This window comes from Rhodoferax sp. (genome assembly GCF_023700745.1).
Lineage (GTDB): Bacteria > Pseudomonadota > Gammaproteobacteria > Burkholderiales > Burkholderiaceae_C > Rhodoferax.
The window spans coordinates 100,534-119,315 of record NZ_JAMPYG010000002.1 but is presented as its reverse complement, the minus strand read 5'-3'; the positions used below and the strand labels follow the sequence as shown (position 1 = coordinate 119,315).

General features: G+C 62.0%; 17 protein-coding genes. 9 read left to right on the top strand and 8 right to left on the bottom strand.

Features of this window, described 5'->3' with window-relative positions; all coding sequences use genetic code 11:
• Positions 1-79 precede the first annotated feature (79 nt).
• The 5 genes from urtB to NDJ10_RS02615 all read left to right on the top strand — a co-directional run bounded on the left by urtB (position 80) and on the right by NDJ10_RS02615 (position 5,093).
• A complete protein-coding gene (gene urtB / locus NDJ10_RS02635; protein WP_296159547.1) occupies positions 80-1,654 on the top strand; it encodes an urea ABC transporter permease subunit UrtB in 1,575 nt (524 codons plus the stop codon).
• Positions 1,655-1,658: 4 nt separating this feature from the next.
• A complete protein-coding gene (gene urtC, locus NDJ10_RS02630) occupies positions 1,659-2,768 on the top strand; it encodes an urea ABC transporter permease subunit UrtC (protein WP_296159546.1) in 1,110 nt (369 codons plus the stop codon).
• On the top strand, positions 2,765-3,646 hold the full coding sequence (gene urtD / locus NDJ10_RS02625; RefSeq protein ID WP_296159544.1) for an urea ABC transporter ATP-binding protein UrtD: 882 nt from the start codon (positions 2,765-2,767) through the stop codon (positions 3,644-3,646). Before urtC ends, urtD begins: the two co-directional genes overlap by 4 nt.
• A 12-nt stretch (positions 3,647-3,658) precedes the next feature.
• Complete coding sequence (gene urtE / locus NDJ10_RS02620; protein WP_296159541.1) at positions 3,659-4,351, top strand: urea ABC transporter ATP-binding subunit UrtE; 693 nt, start codon at positions 3,659-3,661, stop codon at positions 4,349-4,351.
• 199 nt (positions 4,352-4,550) lie between these two features.
• A complete protein-coding gene (locus NDJ10_RS02615; protein WP_296159540.1) occupies positions 4,551-5,093 on the top strand; it encodes a disulfide bond formation protein B in 543 nt (180 codons plus the stop codon).
• Here the strand turns inward: NDJ10_RS02615 and NDJ10_RS02610 are convergent.
• The 5 genes from NDJ10_RS02610 to puuE form a co-directional block, all read right to left on the bottom strand.
• The gene (locus NDJ10_RS02610; protein WP_296159539.1) at positions 5,090-5,920 is read right to left on the bottom strand and encodes an urease accessory protein UreD; all 831 of its coding nucleotides are present in this window, start codon (positions 5,918-5,920) and stop codon (positions 5,090-5,092) included. The genes NDJ10_RS02615 and NDJ10_RS02610 overlap by 4 nt on opposite strands.
• 227 nt (positions 5,921-6,147) lie before the next feature.
• Positions 6,148-8,451, bottom strand: coding sequence for an NADP-dependent malic enzyme (locus NDJ10_RS02605; protein WP_296159538.1), 2,304 nt, complete (start codon positions 8,449-8,451; stop codon positions 6,148-6,150).
• Positions 8,452-8,569: 118 nt separating this feature from the next.
• On the bottom strand, positions 8,570-9,802 hold the full coding sequence (locus NDJ10_RS02600) for a M20/M25/M40 family metallo-hydrolase (RefSeq protein WP_296159537.1): 1,233 nt from the start codon (positions 9,800-9,802) through the stop codon (positions 8,570-8,572).
• A 4-nt stretch (positions 9,803-9,806) separates the two neighbouring features.
• The gene (uraD, locus tag NDJ10_RS02595) at positions 9,807-11,591 is read right to left on the bottom strand and encodes a 2-oxo-4-hydroxy-4-carboxy-5-ureidoimidazoline decarboxylase (RefSeq protein ID WP_296159536.1); all 1,785 of its coding nucleotides are present in this window, start codon (positions 11,589-11,591) and stop codon (positions 9,807-9,809) included.
• A gap of 4 nt (positions 11,592-11,595) precedes the next feature.
• Positions 11,596-12,552, bottom strand: a complete 957-nt coding sequence (gene puuE / locus NDJ10_RS02590; RefSeq protein WP_296159535.1) for an allantoinase PuuE — start codon at positions 12,550-12,552, stop codon at positions 11,596-11,598.
• Positions 12,553-12,623: 71 nt separating this feature from the next.
• Here puuE and uraH point away from each other — a divergent pair, with 71 nt between their 5' ends.
• A complete protein-coding gene (gene uraH / locus NDJ10_RS02585) occupies positions 12,624-12,977 on the top strand; it encodes a hydroxyisourate hydrolase (RefSeq protein WP_296159534.1) in 354 nt (117 codons plus the stop codon).
• Positions 12,978-13,005: 28 nt separating this feature from the next.
• Here the strand turns inward: uraH and NDJ10_RS02580 are convergent, their stop codons facing one another.
• Complete coding sequence (locus tag NDJ10_RS02580; protein ID WP_296159533.1) at positions 13,006-13,524, bottom strand: hypothetical protein; 519 nt, start codon at positions 13,522-13,524, stop codon at positions 13,006-13,008.
• A gap of 119 nt (positions 13,525-13,643) precedes the next feature.
• On the opposite strand from NDJ10_RS02580, the gene xdhC reads away from it, so the two are divergent.
• Positions 13,644-14,486: a xanthine dehydrogenase accessory protein XdhC gene (gene xdhC, locus NDJ10_RS02575; protein WP_296159531.1), complete on the top strand. Its 843-nt coding sequence runs from the start codon at positions 13,644-13,646 to the stop codon at positions 14,484-14,486.
• 95 nt (positions 14,487-14,581) lie between these two features.
• A complete protein-coding gene (locus tag NDJ10_RS02570; protein ID WP_296159530.1) occupies positions 14,582-15,808 on the top strand; it encodes a urate hydroxylase PuuD in 1,227 nt (408 codons plus the stop codon).
• Between the two features lie 118 nt (positions 15,809-15,926).
• Here NDJ10_RS02570 and NDJ10_RS02565 read toward each other — a convergent pair whose 3' ends face one another.
• Positions 15,927-16,574 (bottom strand): OmpA family protein, encoded by a 648-nt coding sequence (locus tag NDJ10_RS02565; RefSeq protein WP_296159529.1) that lies wholly within the window; start codon positions 16,572-16,574, stop codon positions 15,927-15,929.
• A 141-nt stretch (positions 16,575-16,715) separates the two neighbouring features.
• Positions 16,716-17,783: a CDP-6-deoxy-delta-3,4-glucoseen reductase gene (locus NDJ10_RS02560; RefSeq protein ID WP_296159528.1), complete on the bottom strand. Its 1,068-nt coding sequence runs from the start codon at positions 17,781-17,783 to the stop codon at positions 16,716-16,718.
• Here NDJ10_RS02560 and NDJ10_RS02555 point away from each other — a divergent pair.
• Complete coding sequence (locus NDJ10_RS02555) at positions 17,756-18,775, top strand: SDR family oxidoreductase (protein ID WP_296159527.1); 1,020 nt, start codon at positions 17,756-17,758, stop codon at positions 18,773-18,775. The genes NDJ10_RS02560 and NDJ10_RS02555 overlap by 28 nt on opposite strands.
• Positions 18,776-18,782: the final 7 nt, after the last annotated feature.

The following is an 18,782-nucleotide window of genomic DNA, read 5'->3' as shown; positions in this document are numbered from 1 at the left end:
CAATGACGGATCTCGCTTTTGGTTTTTCAGGAAATTGCAGTGTGGGCACTGACAACGTGCCCACCCTACAGGCTCATATATGTTGATACAAAAACTACTTCTATTCGCGTCGTTCTGTCTGGCATTTAACGCTCATGCGATCAGCGTGGAAGATGCGAACGCCATCAGCAGCGGCGAGACCGATGCCCGCATCGAGGCGCTGAACCAAGCCGTGGCCCGTGCCGATGCCGGTACCGCGGTGTTCTTGCAGGCGCTGGCCGATGACGCGATCAAGCTGGTGCGCGGCAAGGCCATCATGGTCCGGGATGACAAGGGCATCGACCCCGCGTCAGGCGCTGAATTTGCCTTGCCCGAGGATGCCGAAGACGTGATCAACAACAACCGCATGCGCGGCGAAATCGACTCGGCCCTGGCCGCGCTCAAGCTCTTTTCCAAAGACGACAAGGTGCGCATGGCGGCGGTTCAACAGATGCAGCGCGACGCCGACCCCAGCAAGCTGGCGCTGATCGAACAAGCACTTAAAGCTGAGCAAAGCCCCAAAATCAGGGACCAACTGGGGCTAGTGCGTGCCGCAGCGCTGCTGGGCAGCGAGGACAAAGCGCAACGCCTGGAAGCGGCTGCCTTGCTGGGCTCCAGCAACCAATCCAGCACCAAGACCATCCTGCTGGCGCACCTGCAAACGGAGACGGATGGCGCGGTCAAGGCGGCCCTGGGCAAGGCGCTGCGCGAAGTGGAATCCAGCTTGGCCTGGGGCGACAAACTGGGTGCCATTTTCAGCGGCATCAGCCTTGGCAGCATCCTGTTGCTGGTGGCGCTGGGCCTGGCCATCACCTACGGCCTCATGGGCGTCATCAACATGGCGCACGGCGAACTCATGATGATCGGCGCCTATGCCACCTACGTGGTGCAAGGTCTGTTTCAGCGCTACCTGCCCGCTGCATTTGACTGGTATTTGCTCGCGGCGGTGCCGGTGGCTTTCATGGCCTCGGCGCTGATGGGGGCGGCTCTAGAGCGCAGCGTGATCCGCTTCTTGTACGGCCGACCCCTGGAGACCCTGCTGGCTACCTGGGGCATCAGCCTGATGCTGATGCAACTGGTGCGCACAGTGTTCGGCGCGCAAAACGTCGGCGTGGAAAACCCCTCGTGGATGAGCGGCGGCGTGCAGGTGCTGGGCAATTTGTCGCTGCCCTATAACCGTCTGATCATCATTGCCTTTGCTCTTTTTGTGCTGGGCTCGGTGGCCTGGCTGATCGGCAAGACCCGGCTCGGCCTGTTTGTGCGCGGTGTCACGCAAAACCGTCCCATTGCGTCCTGCATGGGTGTCAACACTGCGCGCATCGACACCTATGCGTTTGCGCTGGGTTCGGGCATTGCGGGCTTGGCGGGCTGCGCCTTGAGCCAGGTCGGCAATGTGGGGCCGGACCTGGGCCAGGGTTACATCGTTGATGCTTTCATGGTGGTGGTGCTGGGCGGTGTCGGCCAACTGGCGGGTACCGTCTATGCAGCGCTGGGCCTTGGCGTGTTGAACAAGTTTCTGGAAGGTTGGGCGGGTGCGGTGCTGGCCAAGATCGCCGTGCTGGTGTTCATCATCATCTTTATCCAGAAACGTCCGCAAGGCATTTTTGCCATGAAAGGCCGCAGTGCGGAGGCTTGACATCATGACCACTCCCTCCATTCAACTTCCCGTGCCCGCGCCCTTGCTGACCCGCACTGGCTGGAGCGCCTTCATGGTCGCGCTGATCGTGGTCTGCGCGGTGGCCCCGGTGCTGAACCTGCTGGTGCCCGCTGACAGCGTTTTCCATTTGAGCGACTACGCCGTGGGTCTGCTCGGCAAGATCATGTGTTACGCCATTTGCGCGTTGGCCATGGACCTGATATGGGGTTTCAGCGGCATCCTGAGCCTGGGCCATGGCCTGTTTTTTGCGCTGGGTGGCTATGTGATGGGCATGTACCTGATGCGCCAGATTGGCACGGATGGCAATTACAAAAGCAACTTACCCGACTTCATGGTGTTCCTGGACTGGAAAGAACTGCCCTGGCACTGGACTTTTTCGGACAGCTTTGTCGCCACGCTGTTCCTGATTCTGGCCGTGCCGGGTCTGGTGGCCTTTGTTTTTGGTTATTTCGCCTTTCGCTCGCGCATCAAGGGGGTTTACTTTTCCATCATCACCCAGGCCCTGACCTTTGCCGCCATGCTGCTGTTCTTTCGCAATGAGACCGGTTTTGGCGGCAACAACGGCTTCACCGATTTCAAGCGGATTCTGGGCATTCCAGTGGCAACACAAGAGATGCGCATGACCCTGTTTGTGCTGACCGGCCTGACGCTACTGGGCTTTTTTTTGCTGGCGCGCTGGCTCGTCGGCAGCAAGTTTGGCCGTGTCCTGCAGGCCGTGCGTGATGCCGAAACGCGCGTCATGTTCAGCGGCTACAACCCGCTGGGTTACAAGCTCACCATCTGGACCATTTCAGCCATGATGTGCGGCGTGGCCGGGGCCTTGTATGTGCCGCAGGTGGGCATCATCAACCCCAGTGAAATGAGCCCGGCGAATTCAATCGAGATCGCCATCTGGGCGGCTGTGGGCGGCCGTGCCACGCTGATCGGACCGATTGCGGGGGCCTTCATCGTCAACGGTGCCAAGAGCTGGCTGACGGTGGCCTACCCGGAATTCTGGTTGTATTTTCTAGGCCTGTTGTTCATTGGCGTGACGCTGTTCTTGCCCAACGGGGTGGTGGGACTGGTCAGGAAATTGAAGGGCGGTGCGAAATGACCCCCGAGTTGATGGAGCAGGGTGCGAAGCGTCTCGAGGCCTACCAGGCGGCGCAGGCGGCCAAAGTGGGACAAACCGAATCGGGCGGGCGCCAGGCGGGCTTTTCGCGCATCGCCACACCGGGTGAGGTGGACATCACCCATGGCCGCATTCTTTACCTCGAGGACGTGAGCGTCAGCTTTGACGGCTTCAAGGCCATCAACAAGCTGAGCCTGGACATTGCGCCGGGCGAGCTGCGCTGCATCATCGGGCCCAACGGGGCTGGCAAGACCACCATGATGGACATCATCACCGGCAAGACCCGCCCCGATGAAGGCCAGGTGTTCTTTGGCAGCACTATCGACCTGCTGCGCTACAAGGAATCCGAAATTGCCCAGATGGGCATTGGCCGCAAGTTTCAGAAACCCACGGTGTTCGAACAGCTCACGGTATTTGAGAACCTGGAGTTGGCGCTCAAAACCAACAAGGCGGTCACCCATTCGATGTTCTTCCGGCTCGACAGCGCGCAGAGCGACCGGCTGGCGGAAGTGCTGCACACCATCCACCTGAATGAGAGTGTGCGCGGCCTGGCCGGCAATCTGAGCCATGGCCAGAAGCAGTGGCTGGAGATTGGCATGTTGCTGATGCAGGATCCCAAGCTGCTGCTGCTCGACGAGCCGGTGGCGGGCATGACCGACGAGGAAACCGAGCGCACCGCCGAGCTTTTTTTAAGCCTCAAGGGCAAGCACTCGCTGATGGTGGTGGAGCATGACATGAGCTTCATCAACACCATTTCCGACATCGTCACCGTGCTCTGTGATGGCTCGGTGCTGGCTCAGGGCGCGCTGGCACAGGTGCAGAGCGATGAGCGGGTCATTGAAGTCTATTTGGGCCGCTGAGCTGGCAACCCTATGCTGAACGTCAAAAACATCAACCAATACTACGGTGGCTCGCACATCCTGCGCGATGTCAGCCTGCAGGCCAGCCTGGGCAAAGTCACCGTGATTCTGGGGCGCAACGGGGTTGGCAAGACCACGCTGCTGAAAAGCCTGATGGGCCTGGTGCCGATCAAGAGCGGTGGCATCGAATTCGATGGCAAGCCCATCCACAACGCCACGCCTTACGAGCGCGCCCGCGCCGGCATGGGTTTTGTGCCGCAGGGGCGCGAGATTTTTGGCCGCCTCACGGTGCAGGAAAACCTGGCCATGGGCCTGGCCTACAAGCCCGCCAGCACACCCATTCCGCCTGAACTGTTCGAGCTTTTTCCTGTGCTCAAGCAGATGCTGCACCGCCGCGGCGGTGACTTGTCGGGCGGGCAACAGCAGCAGCTGGCGATTGCCCGTGCGCTGGCGGCTGGCCCCAAGCTGTTGATTCTGGACGAGCCCACCGAGGGCATCCAGCCCAGCATCATCAAGGACATTGGCCGCGTCATCCGCATGCTGGCCGACCGTGGCGACATGGCCATTGTGCTGGTGGAACAGTATTATGACTTCGCCCAGGAACTGGCTGACAACTACGTGGTGATGGAACGCGGCGCCGTGCGCGCCCAGGGCCTGGGTGCCAACATGGAGATTGACGGTGTGCGCCAGCTGGTGGCGATTTGAGCCGGTTCGTGGTGTGTATGCGCTACACATGTGATCGCGCAACCTGTGCCAATCCATCCGGCGTCTCTCTGAATGGAACTTTCTAAAGATTTGTTGACCGAAGGCCTGGGTGATGTAGCCCGGCCCCCCGTCGATCAGGATTTGAATTGGCAGTTCTGGATGCGGGGGCCGCTTTCAATTCCGGCATTCAGGAGGTTCTTTGCTGTTTCAAATCAATAAATTTTCACTCAATCGCGGGCCTTGGCTGCTGCTGGCGGCCCTCGCGCTTGCGATGGAAGGCTGCGCACTGTATCTGCAGCACATGTTGCAAGTTGAACCATGTAACGAGTGCATTTACATTCGTGCAGGCGTTGCCGGCATGGGCGTGGCAGGTTTGATTGGCGCGCTGGCACCGAGGTTTTTGGCCATGCGCCTGACCGCGCTTGCCGTCTGGGTCTGCGCGCTGGGTTGGAGCCTTTATCGTGCGAATCTGTTGCTGAACCTTGAACAAATTGTGCGCGATGGTGGCGAGGGAAGTTGTGCGCGCTTCAAGGGGTTTCCGGAGGGCTTGCCGCTGGATTCCTGGCTACCTGGCGTATTTGAGCCGCGCGCCATGTGTGGAGAAATTAAGTGGGCTTTTTTGGGCCAATCCATCACGTTTTGGAGTTGGGTGACCTTGTGGTGCCTGGCGCTTGTCGCGTCGCTGGTGTTGATTGCGCAATTCCGCAGGGCAAGGTTTCGGCAGCGGCGGGCTTTGGTCTAAGTCGCCCAGATTCTTGGCATGGTCCCATTGGATTGCCAAAAATGCGTGCGCCAGGCAAGCCACACCTGGCGCAGCAAATTGACGGCTGGTTCCACCAGCGGTGACAGAACCCGCACCACCATCACATTTGGGTTGGGACATGTGGCGCCTGATGTGTGACATAAGGAGTGGGCGGCGATAAGGTCACGCGCCAGTTCCAAACCCGTCTCACGGCGGTTTCTGTCGAGGGCCGTACCCGCCACAAAAAACAGCGACGCCATACAGCGCTGCCCAGCCAGCCCGGGGGGGCCATTCATTAACAGAGCATCGGTGGCTTCAATACGGCCACGTTCAAGCCACACACCGGGCACCTCTATGTGCTGCAGAAAGCTGCCTTGCTCAAAGGGCCGAGACGCGCTTGGCAAGCCCAGTGCAGTCACATCCCAGCCCATGAATTCAGCCTTCGGGGCAAGGTTCACGGTGAGGTGGTTTTCAGCCAGGCAATGGTTGTAGCAAATGGCTTCCAGTGGCAGCCACTCCAGTCGCGCACGATCAGCCAGCGTGATGTGGGTTCGTTGTACGGCCAGTTCACCCGCAGAGCGGTAAAAGCGGGTGGCACCTGGGGTGGTGATCAGGCCATGCGCATTGCCGCTGGCGGTGACCGAGATGTCCAGCGTGTCGCCGCCCACCAGGCCGCCGGGCGGATGCACCAGCACGTTGTGGCAAATGGCATCGCCCTCGGGGTACAGGCTTTGCAGTACGCGCAGCGGTCCGGTGTGGCGATGGCGCGCCACGCTGCGCTGCTGCTCGACGCGGTAATCAAGGTCAAGTTGGGCGTGCCAGCTCATGGACAGGTGGTGCCGTGGTTCTGCGCGCCGCGGTGCGCCCAGGCGGTGGGGTGAAGAAACAAGTGTCTGGACATGAAAACTCCGTCAATGTGTGTGAACCCATGTCAATCAGCAATAAAGGTGCCAGGCAGCGCTTGCCTGCTCCCAAGCAAAACAAAGGCCCTGTGCACTTGCATGGTGCACAGGGCCTTGTGATGGCCGTCCGGCCCCGCTCCGGGGCGCGGTGTTCAGCGCAGCGCGTTGACGTCGGCGACGGCCAGCGCGGTCATGTTGACCACCCGGCGCACGGTGGAGGACGGCGTGAGCACATGCGCGGTCGCGGCGGAACCCAGCAGGATCGGGCCGACGGTCAGGCCGTTGCTGCCCGTCATCTTGAGCACATTGAACAGGATGTTGGCCGAGTCAAGACTCGGGCAAATCAGGATGTTGGCGGCGCCGCTCAGGGTGTTGTCGAGCAGGGTGGCGTTGCGGATATCCTCGGACAAGGCTGCATCGCCCTGCATCTCGCCGTCGCACTCAATGTCGGGGCAGGCGGCCTTGAACAAGTCGCGTGCCAGGCGCATCTTGCAGGCCGAGCCACGTTTGGAGGAGCCGTAGTTGGAGTGCGACAAAAACGCCACCTTGGGCGCAATGCCAAAGCGGCGCACTTCGTCTGCGGCCATGCGGGCAATGTCGGCCAGCTGCTCGGCGCTGGGGTCTTCGTTGACATAGGTGTCGGCGACGAAGATGGAGTATTGCTCCAGCATCAGGGCGTTCAGGGTGGCAAAGCCGGACGCGCCCGCCTTGACGCCCAGGATGTCGCGCACATGGTCGAGGTGCACGTCAAAGCGGCCATGCAGTCCGCACAGCATGGCGTCGGCGTCACCCAGCTTGACCATCAGAGCGGCAATGGTGGTGGTGGAACGGCGCACCGCGGCCTTGGCTGCCTCGGGGCTGACGCCATGGCGGCCCATGATTTGGTGGTAGGTCTCCCAGTACTGGCGAAAACGCGGGTCGTCCTCGGGGTTGCAACAGTCAAAGTCGCGGCCCAATTGCAGGCGCAAACCGGCCTTCATGATGCGGGCTTCGATCACCGCCGGGCGGCCGATCAGGATCGGGCGTGCCAGCCCACCTTCGACCACGAGTTGTGCTGCGCGCAGCACGCGGTCGTCTTCACCTTCGGCATAGGCGACCCGTTTGGCGCTGTCGGGTGCATTGCGGGCGGCGTTAAACACCGGTTCCATCAGCAAACCGGTGGAGTAAATGAAGCGTGACAATTGACGACGGTAAGCGTCCATGTCCTTGATCGGCCGCTTGGCCACGCCCGAGGCCTCGGCTGCGGCAGCCACGGCGGGCGCAATGCGCAGGATGAGGCGCGAGTCGAAGGGTTTGGGAATGATGAAGTCGACGCCAAACGCCAGGTCCTGGCCGGCGTAGGCGTTGGCCACTTCCTCACTGATGTCAGCCTTGGCCAGATCGGCGATTTCACGCACGCAGGCCAGCTTCATTTCTTCGGTGATTTTGGTGGCGCCGCAGTCCAGCGCGCCGCGGAAAATGTAGGGGAAGCACAGTACGTTGTTGACCTGGTTCGGGTAGTCCGAGCGGCCGGTGGCAATGATGCAGTCGGGGCGCACGGCCTTGGCCAGTTCCGGGCGGATTTCCGGCTCGGGGTTGGCCAGCGCCAGGATGATGGGCTTGTCAGCCATGGTCTTGACCATGTCCTGTGTCAGAACGCCAGCCGCGGAGCAGCCCAGAAACACGTCGGCGCCGTTGACCGCATCAGCCAGTGTCCGCATGTCGGTGGCTTGAGCGAAGCGGGCTTTGGATTCGTCGTAACCGCCGGGACGGCCTTCATAGACGACGCCCTTGGAGTCGCAGACAAACACGTTCTTGACTTGCACGCCCAGGCCCACCATCACGTTCAGGCAGGCAATGGCGGCTGCGCCCGCGCCCGAGACCGCCACCTTGACATCTTCAATGCGTTTGCCCACCAGCTCCAGGCCGTTCAGCAGTGCCGCGCTGGAAATGATGGCGGTGCCGTGCTGGTCGTCGTGAAACACCGGAATGCCCATGCGTTCGCTGAGTTTTTGCTCAATGTAAAAGCACTCGGGCGCCTTGATGTCTTCCAGGTTGATGCCGCCCAGCGTGGGTTCGAGCGCGGCAATGATTTCGATGAGTTTGTCAGGGTCACGCTCGGCCAGCTCGATGTCGAACACATCGACGCCAGCGAATTTCTTGAACAGACAGCCTTTGCCCTCCATCACCGGCTTGCCCGCCAGCGGGCCAATGTCGCCCAGCCCCAGCACCGCCGTGCCGTTGGTCACCACACCCACCAGGTTGCCGCGGCTGGTGAAGTCGTAGGCCAGGTCCGGGTTGGCCTGGATGTCCAGGCAGGGGTAGGCTACACCGGGCGAGTAAGCCAGCGCCAGGTCACGCTGGTTGACCAGCGGCTTGGTGGCATTGACAGAAATCTTGCCGCGCGTGGGAAAGCGGTGGTAGTCGCGCGATGCGTCGCCCAAGGCCAGTTCTGCCGGTGTAAGTTCATTACTCATCTTGGTTTCCTTGTGAAATAGATGGCACGCACTGTACACCCGCAGGGGGGCTTTCTGGCATGACCGAGACGAAAGTTGGCGTGCGCCGGTCTGGTTTTTCAAGGCTGCTTGATCCAGGTTAAACCAGCAAATCATGCAGGGTGCGGGCAATGACCTTGGTGGCGCGGCGCAGGTCTTCCAGTGCCAGCCGTTCGTCAGCGCGTTTGGCATGGGATTCCAGCACCGTGCGTGGACCGGCCCCGTAGATCACACCAGGAATACCGCGCTGGGCAAACAGGCGCACATCGGTGTAGAGCGGCGTGCCCAGCGCTGGAATCTCTTCGCCAAAAATGACTTGACCGTGTTGCTGAATGGCGGTGACCAGCGGTTGGTTGCCGGGTAGCGGTTGCATCGCATGGGCCAGCAACAGGCGTTTGACGTCGACCGTGATGCCTGGCAGCGTGGCAGCGGTATCGGCTATCAGCTGGCGCAGTGTGGTTTCGACTGTGCTGGTGTTTTCCTCGGGGATCATGCGCCGGTCAAGCTTGAAGCTGACTGTTCCCGGCACCACGTTGGTATTGGTGCCGCCCTGGATCAGGCCGACGTTCAGGTAAGGGTGGGTGATGCCCGGCACCTTCGAGCAGATGGATTTGTACAGTGTGTTCTGTGCGTACAGCACGTTCAGGATCTGGACCGCGGCCTGAAGCGCATCCACGCCAGATTCGGGAATGGCGGCGTGCGCCATCTGGCCGTGCACCGTCACTTCGAGTTGCAGGCAGCCGTTGTGCGCGGTGATGGCCTGGTAGCTGAAGCCTGCGGCAATCATCAGGTCGGGCCGGGTGAGCTGGTGTTGCAGCAGCCAGGCCGGGCCCACTTCACCACCGAACTCCTCGTCGTAGGTGAACAGCAGCTCGATGCTGCCCCTGGCTGGCTGGCACACCGCCTCCAGCGCGCGCATGGCAAAGGTGAAGGTGGCAAAGTCGCACTTGCTCACGGCGCTGGCGCGGCCATAGATATTGCCGTCCTCGATGTCGCCGCCGTAGGGGTCGTGCGTCCAGCCCTCGCCGGGCGGGACCACGTCGCCATGGGCATTGAGTGCAATGGTTTTGCCGCCCGCGCCGTAACGGTGGCGCACGATCAGGTTGGTGATGCTTTGCAGCCCGGCGGCCTGCACTTCGGTCGCGGGTACCGGGTGCTTCTCGGCCTGGATGCCCATGGCCTGCAGCAGCTCGGCAGTGCGCTCGGCGTGGGCTGCGTTGTTGCCCGGCGGCGTGTCGGTGGGGACACGGATGAGTTCCTGCAAAAACTTGACCTGTTCGTCGAAGTGGGCGTCGATCCAGGCGTCGAGTCGGGCGTAGGTTGTTTCGGTCATGGCTTCACTTCGTTCGCAATGGCGGGTGTACTGGCGCGTGGCGCAACTGCTCCAGCAGGTGACCCAGAGCCGCCACCGCCAGTTGCATGTCGTCGCTGGTGGTGGATTCGAGCGGGTTGTGGCTGATGCCGGCGTTCTGGCCACGCACGAACAGCATGGCTTGCGGCATCACCTCGTGCAGTTTCATGGCGTCATGGCCGGCGCCACTGGGCATGCGGTGCACGGGCAGGCCCAGGCTGGCTACCGCGTTTTCCCAGCGTTGTTGCCAGTCCGGCGCACTCGGTGCGGCGCTGGCGCGCATGGATTCGGTGAGGTGGTAGCTGACCCGGCGCTGCGCGCAGATCTCAGCCAAGGCGGCCAGCAGGTCGGCCTGCAACGCGTCACGCTGCACATCGCCAGGCGCGCGCAGGTCGAGCGAAAACCGGCATTGTCCCGGCACCACATTGACCGAACCGTTGGGCACATGGAGCTGGCCCACGGTGGCCACCGAGTCGCCGTCGCGCGCGGCGCGGCGCTCGCAGGCCAGCATGAATTCGGCCACGGCACAGGCGGCATCCGCGCGCTGGTCCATGGGTGTGGTGCCGGCGTGGCAGGCGGTGCCCGTCACCTCGCCGCTGTAGCGCGCGCTGGCGTTGATCGAGGTCACCACGCCCAGCGGCAGGTTCAGCGCGTTGAGCACCGGGCCCTGTTCGATGTGCACTTCGACAAAACCCAGGTACTGCGCCGGGTCGCGCTGCAAGCCGGCGATGTCGTCCGGGCACAGGCCCGCCTGGTGCATGGCGGCGCGCATTGAGATGCCATCAGCATCGCACTGCTCGAGCCAGGCCGGGTTGAAGTCGCCGGTGAGCGCGCCCGAGCTCAGAAAGGTGGCCTTGAAACGCTGGCCTTCTTCTTCGGCAAAGGCCACTACCTCGATGGCAAACGGCAGGCGTTGGCCCGCGTGGTGCAGTTCGCGCACGCAGGCCATAGGTACAAAAATGCCGAGCCGGCCGTCGTATTTGCCGCCATTGCGCACGGTGTCGTAGTGGCTGCCGGTGAGCAGGGTTTGACGGCCTGCTGTCATGGCCTCGTACCTTCCCACGACATTGCCCACGGCGTCGATGCCGACGCTGTCAAAGCCGCAGGCCTGCATCTGCGCCTGAATGAAGGCGGCGCAGGCGCGGTGCGCGTCGGTCAGGTAGGTGACGGTGAGTTGGTCGGGCGCTTCCGAGTATTGGCTCAGTTGCTCCTGCCAGTCCCACACCTGGTCGCCCAGGTCGGGCGTGATGCCAAACTTGTCGTTGAGGCGGATCTCGGCAATGCGGTGGATGTGGCGCAGGCATTCCTGCAACTCGAACTCGGGGTGGCCGTGCAGGCGGCGCTCGAAGCTGGCAATGATTTCGGCCCGGCTCAGGCCCAGGCCGCGCGGGCCGCGTACCGCCAGAATGAACGGCCAGCCAAATTTGGCCTTGTAGTCGGCGTTGAGCTGCTGCAGACGGGCAAATTCCTCGGCGCTGCAGTTTGTCAAGCCGGCCTTGCTTTGTTCGACGGTCGATTCGGCCGTCAGGCTTTGGTTGACCATGGCCTTGCCTGCCAGCTCCGGGTGGGCGCGGATCAGGCCCAGCCGAGCCTTGTGGCTGGCCACGCTGACGGCCTGTGTCAGGATGAATTTGAGCTGTGGCAGCGACGCAAACGGCCGCTGCGCAAGCGCGGCCTGCGCGATCCATGGCGAGTGTTCGTACACGCCGTCGAGCAGTTGCAGCGCTTCTTCTGCGCTGGCCGCGTTGAGTTGCGCAAGGGTCAGGGGCATGGGGTCAGGCCTGGCTTGTGTAAGGGTGCGTCGCTTGCCAATGGTGGGCGATGTCGATGCGCCGGCACACCCAGACCTTGTCATGCTGGCCGATGTAGTCCAGAAAGCGCTGCAGCGCCACAATGCGCCCGGGTCGGCCCAGCAGGCGGCAGTGCATGCCCACACTCATCATCTTGGGCGCGTCCAGGCCAGCCGGGTCGCCCTCGGCGTACAGCGCATCAAACGTGTCCTTGAGGTACTGAAAAAACGGGTCGGCGTAGGCGTAACCTTGCGGCAGCGCAAAACGCATGTCGTTGCAGTCCAGCGTGTAGGGCACGATCAGTTGCGGCACCACCTCGCCGCTGGTCTTGGCCACGTTCATCCAGAACGGCAGGTCGTCGCCGTAGTAGTCGCTTTCGTAGTCAAAGCCGCCATAGTCGGCCACCAGTCGCCGCGTGTTGGGGCTGTCGCGCCCGGTGTACCAGCCCAGCGGACGGGTGCCCATCAGCCGCGTCAGGATGTCCATGCCACGCGCCATGTGTTCGCGCTCCACTTCTTCGGGCAGGTTCTGGTAATGGATCCAGCGCCAGCCGTGACAGGCGATCTCGTGGCCCAGTTGCTGGCAGGCCTGCACCAGTTCAGGGTAACGCTCAAGGGCCATGCTGACACCAAACACCGTGAGCGGCAGGCCGCGCTGCTCGAACGCGCGCAGGATGCGCCATACCCCGGCCCGTGCGCCGTATTCGTAAATGCCTTCCATGCTGAGGTGGCGCGCCGGGTAGCTCGCCGGGTTGGCCATTTCGGACAAAAATTGTTCCGAACCGGCGTCGCCATGCAACACGCAGTTTTCGCCGCCTTCTTCGTAGTTCAGGACAAATTGCACCGCAATACGGGCCTGGTCGGGCCAGCGCGCATGGGGCGGTGTGGGGCCATAGCCTTTGAGGTCGCGCGGGTAGGGCAGGGTGCTGTTGTAGTGGCGCATGAATTTGGGCGATTACAGTGGCGGATTCGATCGCAGTGTATACACTTTGATCAAATTCTGAGGGCTTCACCATGGGACTGAGTACGCATGTTTTGGACACCATGCACGGCACGCCGGCAGCCGGCATGCGGGTGACTTTGTACGCCACCCAAGGCGACACCTTGAAGCCGCTCAAACAGTGCGTGCTAAATCAGGATGGCCGCACCCCGGACGGACCCCTGCTCAACGCCACAGAATTGCAGTGTGGCACCTACCGGCTGGTGTTTGATGTGGCAGCGTATTTCAAGGCCTGTGGTGTGACCCTGCCGGAGCCCAATTTCTTGGATCGTGTCAACCTGGACTTCGGCGTGGCCGACCCCGGGCAGCATTACCACGTGCCGCTGCTGGTGAGCCCGTGGAGCTACTCAACCTACCGGGGGTCGTGAGGTGGGGGGTGGTCTGTCCCGCAAAGTATCACATTTGTCCTTCTGTCAGTGTATCGAGCTGGAACAGGCCGCTTTTGTGCCACAGCCAGGTGTCGGTGTAGGTGACCCGGCCCATGCGCACTGGGGCGGGGTAGGGCTCGGCCAGGCGCACGGTGCGCTCAATCTCGGCCATGACCTCCGGTGCATGTTTGGGTGCACGCATCCAGCTCGTACTGGTGACGTGGCCTTTGTTGTCCACTTCAACCTGCAAGACACCGACAGCGTACAACAGGGGGGGCATCTTGCCACGGTAAACCCGTTGCAAATTCCGCTCATACAAATGGCTGGCCGCATCGCGCCGGTAGTCACGCGGTGTGATGGCGTTCGACACATAAGCCGGGGCCGCTATGGGCGGTGGTGCTACCACAATGGGTGCGGCAGGCGCCGGTACGGGCACCGTGGCCGGGGGGGGCAGCGGGGTGGTTGTACACCCTGCCAAAAACACAGCCAGACTGGTCATCAGGCGCAGCGGATTCAACTTGAAGTGTGAAGAGGCAAAAATGTTCATACGGCGTCTCAAAAAACGTGATGGCTGGCACATTGGATTTTGCAGGTGACGGCAAAACCCGTAATGTGCCTTAAAAAGCGTTGTTTGTCGCCCGGGTTTGACTTTAAAGGTAATCAATTGTGACAACCGAGGCAGATTTTTTAGGGCTTTTGGGCGTGCAGCAGGCGGTCTGGGTCACGGTGCAGGCGCATCGTGGCTCGGTGCCGCGGGAAGTGGGCGCCTGGATGGCGGTGTTTGGCGACAGCACCGTGGGCAGTATTGGCGGTGGGCATCTGGAATGGCAGGCGATTGAGCAGGCGCGCAAATTATTGAATGGGCATGCCGTTGCGCCGGTGCAGCGTTATGCCCTGGGGCCGTCGTTGGGGCAGTGCTGTGGCGGCGAGGTGACACTGGGGTTCGCGCGCGTGAGCGCGCCGGACCGGCCGCGCTTGCAGCAGTACTTTGCGGCACAGCAGACCCAATGGTCGCCAGTGGCCTTGTTCGGTGGTGGCCATGTGGCCAGCGCGCTGGTACAGGTGCTGGGCCGCCTGCCGTTTCGGGTGCACTGGCTTGACAGCCGCGACGGGATTTTTCCTGAAACATTGCCTGCCAACGTCCATGCCGAGCATTCCGAACCGGTGCAAGGCGCGGTGGCTGCGCTGGCACCCCAGTCAAGGGTGCTGATCATGAGTTTCAGCCACGCCGAAGATATGGACGTGGTCGCCGCCTGTCTGTTGCGCCAGCGTGCCCGCGGCGATCTGCCTTTTATCGGACTCATCGGCAGCCGCAGCAAATGGGCCACTTTCAGCCATCGCCTCGCAGAGCGCGGTTTGGGTGCGTCGGAGCTGGCGCAAGTGATCTGCCCGGTTGGTGTGCCGGGAATTGCCGGCAAGGCACCCGAAGTGATTGCCGTGGCGGTGGCGGCACAACTCTTGCAGTTGAACTCGACGATCGACGCGATGTCGTCATTGCGGACAAAATGAAGCAATCCATGACTTCCGGCGGCATGGACTGCCACGCTAGGTTCGCAGTGTCGGGAACAGCTGGAAGATGATGTTCATAAAACCAAGGACGGCTGATGGAAAGTTATATTCTGGATTGGCTCAATCTACTGCTGCGCTGGGCCCATGTGGTCACGGCCATCGCCTGGATTGGCTCCTCGTTCTACTTTGTGTTTCTGGACAGCAGCCTGACCCCACCCGAAGATGAGGCGCTGAAAAAACAGGGGGTCAGCGGCGAACTCTGGGCAGTCCACGGCGGCGGGTTTTACCACCCGGTCAAATTTGCCGTTGGACCGCCGCAGTTGCCCAAACACCTGCACTGGTTTTACTGGGAAAGCTACAGCACCTGGCTGACCGGCTTTGCGCTGTTGACCGTGTCTTACCTCTGGAACGCGAGCACCTACCTGATTGACAAGTCAAAAATGGACTGGGCACCGTGGCTGGCCATCACCGTGGCGATTTTGTTTCTGATGGTGTTCTGGTTGCTCTATGACCTGATCTGCCGCCGCTATGGCCAGCGCAAAAACGGTGACGCGATCGTCGGCGCCCTGGTGCTGGTGCTGGTTTGTATTGCAAGCTGGCTGGCCTGCCACTGGTTTGCCGGACGCGCGGCCTTTTTGCTGGTGGGTGCCATGCTGGCCACCAGCATGAGCGCCAATGTGGCGCACTGGATCATTCCGGGGCAGCGCAAAATGGTGGCCGCCATCAAGGCCGGCGCGCCGGTGGACCCGCTTCACGGCATCCGTGGCAAGCAGCGCAGCGTGCACAACACCTACTTCACGCTACCGGTGCTGTTTGCCATGCTCAGCGGCCACTACAGCTTTACCTACACCCACCCGCAAAACTGGCTGGTGCTGATCGCCATGATGTTTGCCGGCGCCGCCATCCGCCAGTTTTTTGTCATGCGCCACGGCTACAAGCTGGGCCGCAACGCCAACCCCTTGCCCTATGCCGCCGTGGGTGTGGCGGTGATCGTGGCCATGATGCTCTGGCTGGCGCCTGAGTCTGTCAAGACGTCGCAGGCTACCGCTGCAGACACGGTGAACACCAGCGTGGGTGGCACCATCGGCTACGCCACCTTGCAGCCCATTCTGGCTCAGCGCTGCTATCTGTGCCATGGGGCGCAAGTGCAGATGAAGAACGTGCGGCTCGATTCCGCCGCCAACGTCAAGCTGCACGCGCAAGCCATCTACCAGCAGGTGGTGGTGAGCAAAATCATGCCCATGACCAACACCACCGGTATCTCGGAGGCCGAGCGCATGCTCATCAAACAGTGGTTTGAGACAGGGGCCAGGACCGATTGATGTGGTGCCTCAGGCCCCGGCAGGCTGGTGGGCTGGCTGTGGCCAGTGGTCTGTCTTTCACGGCTATTTGTGCCTCGCCAGATCAAACGTGGTTTGCCGGCCCAACCAAAGCCAAGGCTTACCGCGCGCGCTCGGCCAAAAACATCTCGATGCGGCGATTCTTGGCGCGGCCGGCTTCGGTGTAGTTGTCGGCAATGGGCTCGTAGGAGCCGCGGCCGTCAATCTGGATGCGTTGTGCGCTCACGCCGCGCGACACCAGGTAGTTGCGTGCGCTGGCTGCCCGGTTGATCGACAGCGGGTTGTTGATGGCGTCCGAACCGGTGCTGTCGGTGTGGCCCACGATGCGGATTTCGGTGTTGGGCTGGGTGGACAGACCTTGCGCAAACTGGTCCAGGATGGGACGCAGGTTGGGCTTGATGACCGCACTGTTGATGTCAAACGAGATGTCGCTCGGGATGTTGAGCTTGAGCTGGTTGTCGGCGGTTTGCGTCACGTCCACGCCGGTCCCGGCGGTGGCCTGTTCCATGGCGGCTTTTTTCTGCGCCATCTGGTTTGACCAGATATAGCCGCCCAGTGCGCCCACGCCGGCGCCAATGGCCGCTGACTTGGTGCTGTCGCCAATGGCGGCGCCCGCCAGCGCGCCAAGACCCGCGCCGATGGCTGAACTGCGTTGCGCATCTGACATGTTGGCGCAGCCGGTCAGCAGCACCAGGGTGGCGCTCAGGGCAGCAAGCGCCGGGCGGCCGCGGAATTTCAGGTTTGTCATGGTTGCTCCTTCAGGGTTGTTTGTAAAGGCAAGTTATACCAGTGACAGTGCGTTTTGTTGTGTGTGTTGGCCCACATTGGGTATCCAAATGTAAGGACAAATTGAGAATCCGCATGGTCTGCAGGCGCCGTGCCCGGACTTTCAGACCGTTGCTGTGTTTGCCTGGTCCACCTTGTCTGCCTCCGAAGTAAAGGCGTCAGCATAAAACTCGTCTTCAGGCAAACCGGCTGCCAGGTAGTCGGTACGCGCCGAATCCACCACGATGGGGGCGCCGCAGGCATAGACCTGATGGCCACGCAGGTCAGGCAGATCCTGCAGCACGGCGCGATGGACAAAACCGGTGCGCCCCTGCCAGTGGTCTTCTGGCAAAGCGTTTGACACCACCGGCACATAGCGCAGGTTCGGCAGATCGGCCAATTTGGTTTTGACCCACGCATCCATGTACAGGTCTGTCGGACGGCGGCCCCCCCAGTACAGCGTGACCGGGCGTGTGATGCCTTTGAGCTGCAGGTGCTCGATGATCGCCTTGACGGGTGCAAAACCGGTGCCCGAAGCCAGCAGGACGATGGGTTTGTCACTGTCCTCGCGCAGGTAAAAGCTGCCATATGGGCCTTCAATGCGCAAAATGTCGCGCTCCTTCATGCTGCTGAAAACCTGGTCGGTGAACTTGCCGCCCGGCATGTGGCGAATGTGCAGTTCCAGCCCCTGGTCAATCAACTGCGGTGCACTGGCCATGGAATAACTGCGGCGCACGCCGCCCTGCAGCAAAAACTCGATGTACTGGCCGGCGTGGTAGGCAAAGACCTCGTTGGCTGGCATTTGCAGCAGCAGGCGCATCACGTCGGGAGACTTTTTCTCCATCAGCTTGATGCGTGTGGGCATTTTCCTGATGGCAAAAGCGCCCGCCAGCGTTACCTGGCGCGACTCCAGCACCACATCGCTGGTGGGGCTGGCGCAGCAAGTCAGCACAAAACCCTGGGCTTCTTCGGCGTCGCTGAGGGCCTTGTTCTGGTGCGCGCCGTGGTTGACCGTACCACTGATTTTTTTGCATTTGCACGAGCCACAAGCCCCATCCTTGCAGCCGTAGGGCAGGTTGATGCCTTGTGAAATACCGGCCGCCAGAATGGTTTCACCCGCTGCCACGTCAAATTCGCGGCCGCTGGGTTCGATGGTGATGTGAAATGCACTTGGGCTGGCGCTGCCGGTCATATTTTGGTTATCCTCAAAGCTCATTTTTTAAAAAGGAGTCGATTTTGCCTGCATTGCGAAGCCCTCATACGCTCCTGTATGCCACCCGTCCCGGCGCGCTTCCGGCGCGCTTCCGGCGTGAGCGCGTGTTGCTGGTCGGCTGCGGTGACGTTGGTTTGCGCGTGGCTCGCCAACTGGGCCCGCGCGTGCGGCTGCTGGCGCTCACTTCACAGACAGCGCGTGTGCCCGAGTTGCGCGCTTTGGGCATGACGCCGTTGGTGGGCAACCTGGACAAACCCGCCAGTCTCAAGCGTTTGAGCGGTCTGGCCACGCGCGTGCTGCACCTGGCGCCGCCGCCGGGCAGCGGGGCGCACGACCCGCGCACCCAGGCGCTGTTGCAGGTATTGCGGCGCCGCTCCGGGGTGCAAAGCCTGGTCTATGGCTCCACCAGCGGTGTTTATGGCGACTGTCAGGGCGAGGTGGTCACCGAGGGGCGGACGCTCAATGCGGCCACCGCCCGCGCGCAGCGGCGCATTGATGCCGAGCAGCGCATTCGGCACTTTGGCCGTGCCGTGGCGGTACCGGTCAATATTTTGCGCATTCCGGGCATCTATGCGCCCAACCGCGAGGGCGGCACCCCGCGCGAGCGCTTGCAGAAGGGCACGCCGGTGCTGCAGGCCAGCGACGATGTCTACACCAACCACATCCACGCCGACGACCTGGCGCGCGCCTGCATCGCCGCCCTGTGGCGCGGCCGCCCCGGGCGGGTGTACAACGTCAATGACGACACCTGCCTGAAAATGGGCGACTACTTTGATCTGGCCGCTGATTTGTACGGCCTGCCACGGCCGCCCCGCGTGCCGCGCGACACGGCCACGGCGCAATTGCCTTTGATGCTGCTGAGTTTCATGAGCGAGTCGCGCCGCATGGACAACACCCGGCTCAAGACCGAACTGCGCGTGGCGCTGCGGTACGCCACGGTGGCGCAGGGTTTGCGGCAGGTACCGGCTTAGCCACGCC

What these genes read in the sequence shown, in the direction of transcription:
- NDJ10_RS02600 (WP_296159537.1), bottom strand. Translation starts at nt 9,802, where the DNA reads ATGACCGAAACAACCTACGCCCGACTCGACGCCTGGATCGACGCCCAC.
- urtB (WP_296159547.1), top strand. Translation starts at nt 80, where the DNA reads ATGTTGATACAAAAACTACTTCTATTCGCGTCGTTCTGTCTGGCATTT.
- uraH (WP_296159534.1), top strand. Translation starts at nt 12,624, where the DNA reads ATGGGACTGAGTACGCATGTTTTGGACACCATGCACGGCACGCCGGCA.
- NDJ10_RS02580 (WP_296159533.1), bottom strand. Translation starts at nt 13,524, where the DNA reads ATGAACATTTTTGCCTCTTCACACTTCAAGTTGAATCCGCTGCGCCTG.
- urtE (WP_296159541.1), top strand. Translation starts at nt 3,659, where the DNA reads ATGCTGAACGTCAAAAACATCAACCAATACTACGGTGGCTCGCACATC.
- NDJ10_RS02560 (WP_296159528.1), bottom strand. Translation starts at nt 17,783, where the DNA reads ATGACCGGCAGCGCCAGCCCAAGTGCATTTCACATCACCATCGAACCC.
- NDJ10_RS02565 (WP_296159529.1), bottom strand. Translation starts at nt 16,574, where the DNA reads ATGACAAACCTGAAATTCCGCGGCCGCCCGGCGCTTGCTGCCCTGAGC.
- NDJ10_RS02605 (WP_296159538.1), bottom strand. Translation starts at nt 8,451, where the DNA reads ATGAGTAATGAACTTACACCGGCAGAACTGGCCTTGGGCGACGCATCG.
- NDJ10_RS02610 (WP_296159539.1), bottom strand. Translation starts at nt 5,920, where the DNA reads ATGAGCTGGCACGCCCAACTTGACCTTGATTACCGCGTCGAGCAGCAG.
- puuE (WP_296159535.1), bottom strand. Translation starts at nt 12,552, where the DNA reads ATGCGCCACTACAACAGCACCCTGCCCTACCCGCGCGACCTCAAAGGC.
- urtD (WP_296159544.1), top strand. Translation starts at nt 2,765, where the DNA reads ATGACCCCCGAGTTGATGGAGCAGGGTGCGAAGCGTCTCGAGGCCTAC.
- urtC (WP_296159546.1), top strand. Translation starts at nt 1,659, where the DNA reads ATGACCACTCCCTCCATTCAACTTCCCGTGCCCGCGCCCTTGCTGACC.
- uraD (WP_296159536.1), bottom strand. Translation starts at nt 11,591, where the DNA reads ATGCCCCTGACCCTTGCGCAACTCAACGCGGCCAGCGCAGAAGAAGCG.
- NDJ10_RS02555 (WP_296159527.1), top strand. Translation starts at nt 17,756, where the DNA reads ATGCACTTGGGCTGGCGCTGCCGGTCATATTTTGGTTATCCTCAAAGC.
- NDJ10_RS02570 (WP_296159530.1), top strand. Translation starts at nt 14,582, where the DNA reads ATGGAAAGTTATATTCTGGATTGGCTCAATCTACTGCTGCGCTGGGCC.